The sequence below is a fragment of the Rubrimonas sp. genome, assembly GCF_036788415.1.
Classification (GTDB): Bacteria; Pseudomonadota; Alphaproteobacteria; order Rhodobacterales; family Rhodobacteraceae; genus Rubrimonas.
In genome coordinates, this window is record NZ_DAIQNN010000055.1 from 1 (window position 1) to 2458 (window position 2458).

Here is a 2458-nt window from a genome sequence, read left to right on the forward strand (position 1 = left end):
CCGCCGGCGACCGACGCGTTGCGCGAGATGTCGGTCTCCAGCACGGCCTGGGCGAGCATCGCCTGATTGATCACCAGCTCGCCGACGAGGTTGATCAGCCGGTCGACCCGGTCGAGATCGACGCGGATGGTCGCGGCGGCGGGCGTGGCGGCGGAGGTCGCGGCCTTGGCGGCGTCCTCGCCGCGCGCCGAAGCGGGCGGGCCGTCGCCGCCCGACGACGCGGTCTCGGCCAGCGGGACGAGCGGGCCGATCGACAGCGGTTCGGGGCGGAACGGCTCGTCAGACGCCGCAACGGCGGGCGCCGGCGCGGGCGGTTGCGGAGGCGCCGCCCGCGGCGCGGGCCCCGACGGAGCCTGCGCTGCGGGTTCGGCCGCGGGCGACGCAGCGGGTTGTTCCACAGCCTGCTCGGCGGACGCCTCCAGCGGGCGGATGACGAGGTCGCAATCCTCGTCGCAGAACTCGAAAACGTCCCGAATGTCCTCCTCGCCGCGATGGGTGGCGAGGGAGATGCGGAAGCCGAGGCAGGCGCTCGCGGGGTCGAATGCGTCGAGCGTCGGCACTTCGGAGACGTCGCACTCGACCGTCATTTCGCCGAGCCGCTCCATCTCGCGCAGCAGCATCACCGGATCGTTGGCCTTGGCGTAGAGTTCGGGATGCGGTCGGAACAGGATGAGGAAGCGCCGGTCGCCCATCCCGGCGGCCTCGGCCGGCGCGGCTTGCGCCTCCGCGACCTGCGCGAGCGGCGCGATGTCGAGCTTCATCGGCCGGAAGCCGCCCGAGGCGGTTTCGGGCGCAGGCGCAGGCTCGGACTCGGGCTCGGGCGCCTCCTGCGCGACCGTCGCCTGCGGCGCGGCGCCGGGCGTCTCGCCGCGGCTGAAGGCGGCGATCTCCTCGGACAGGCCGCGCCAGACGGCTTCGTCGACTTCCTCGCCGGCGCGCGCGGCGGCGACCAGATCGGCGAGCACATCGGAGGCGCGCAGCATCGCCTTCATCATCTCGACGCCGGGGAACAGGCGGTCCGAGCGGATTTCGTCCAGCAAGGTCTCGAAGGAATGGGCGAAGGCGACGAGCGTCTCGAGCTCGAACGCGCCTGCGCCCCCTTTCACCGAATGGACTGCGCGGAACACCGCGTTGACCAGCTCCTTGTCGTCCTCGCCCTCCTGCATCCGCAAAAGGCCGGATTCGAGTTCGGCGAGTTGCTCCTCGCACTCCTCGAAGAAGGTCTGCCGCAACTCGGCGAGCACATCTCTCGACATGACGCGATTCCCCCTCTTCAGGCCATGACTCGACGAACGACGTCGATCAGCCGGTTCTGTTCGAACGGCTTCGTGATCCAGCCTGTCGCGCCGGAATTGCGGGCGCGGTCCTTCAGGCTGCGGTCGCTCTCGGTCGTCAGCACGAGGATCGGCACGCCGTCATAGCGCGCCTCGGCGCGGACCGCCTCGATGAAGCCGAAGCCGTCCATGTTGGGCATGTTGATGTCGGTGACGATGACGTCGGGGATCTCGCCTTTCAGCACGTCGAGCCCGAGCAGCCCGTCTGCCGCCTCGAGGACGCGATAGCCTTCGTCCTCCAGCGTCATCCGCAGCATGTTGCGCATCGTGCGGCTGTCGTCGACGGTCAGGATGGTGCGGCCGCTCATGACGCCTTCCCTCCCGACGCGGCGAGCCCGTCCGGCGTGAAGCCGAGCAGCCGCAACGCCTCGGAAAACTCCGTCGAGGGCGCTTCGATGCGCAGCTCCGCGCCGTCGGCCCGCCAGCTCAGCGCCGCGGAGACCAGAACCTGCGCGCAGCGCCCGCCGAGGCGGCGCACGCCGCCGGCCTCCAGCGTCAGCGGCCCGCCGCGCGCGGCGCGCAACGCGTCGAGCAAAGGGGCGGCGGCGGCGTTGTCGAGGGCTTCGGGCAAGACGATGGCGCGCGCTTCGGCGCCTTCGGACGCTCCGGCGGCTTGCGGCGCCGCCTTGCTGCGGGCGGCGGCCCGGGGCGGTCTGGCGGTCATCTCAAAATTCCTCCCAACCATCGGACTCGGCCTTGGCCATCGCGGCGGAGGCTCGGCGCGGCGCCGCCCTGGCGGCGGCCTTCGCCGGCGCTTTCGGATGGGCCGTCGCGGCGGCGCCCTGCGCGGCCCGGCTCGCCGCCGGCGCCGGCGGCCTGGCCGGCGCTGCGGCGGGCTTCGCGACGAGCGCGGGTTTCGGCGCAGGTTTCGGCGCGGGCGCCGGCGCCAGCTTGAGCGGCGGCTTCGCAACCGGTTTCAGCGACGGTTTGATCGTCGGTTTCGCGACGGGCGACGTCATGGGTTGTCCGCCGGCGGGCTTCGCCGTCCCATGCGCGGGCTGCTTCGCCGGCGGGGTCGGCGCCGCGTGGGCGGTCGCCTGCGGACGGCGGAACGGGCTCACGAGGCCGCCGGGGGCGCGGGCGGGCTTCGCCGGCGCCGGGGCCAAAGGCTTGCCAACGGGCGC

At 72.9% G+C, this 2458-nt stretch carries 4 protein-coding genes; 1 reads left to right on the top strand and 3 read right to left on the bottom strand.

Annotated features, from left to right (window positions below):
* The 3 genes from V7Q31_RS12520 to V7Q31_RS12530 form a co-directional block, all read right to left on the bottom strand.
* Nucleotides 1-1256 (bottom strand): Hpt domain-containing protein (locus V7Q31_RS12520; RefSeq protein WP_333834199.1); only part of this gene is annotated, 1256 nt, incomplete at its 3' end.
* A gap of 17 nt (nucleotides 1257-1273) precedes the next feature.
* A complete protein-coding gene (locus tag V7Q31_RS12525) occupies nucleotides 1274-1642 on the bottom strand; it encodes a response regulator (protein WP_333834200.1) in 369 nt (122 codons plus the stop codon).
* Nucleotides 1639-1998, bottom strand: a complete 360-nt coding sequence (locus V7Q31_RS12530; RefSeq protein WP_333834201.1) for an STAS domain-containing protein — start codon at nucleotides 1996-1998, stop codon at nucleotides 1639-1641. Before V7Q31_RS12530 ends, V7Q31_RS12525 begins: the two co-directional genes overlap by 4 nt.
* 32 nt (nucleotides 1999-2030) lie before the next feature.
* Between V7Q31_RS12530 and V7Q31_RS12535 the strand changes: the two genes are divergently transcribed.
* The coding region (locus V7Q31_RS12535) for a hypothetical protein (RefSeq protein ID WP_333834202.1) at nucleotides 2031-2458 on the top strand (428 nt) is incomplete at its 3' end.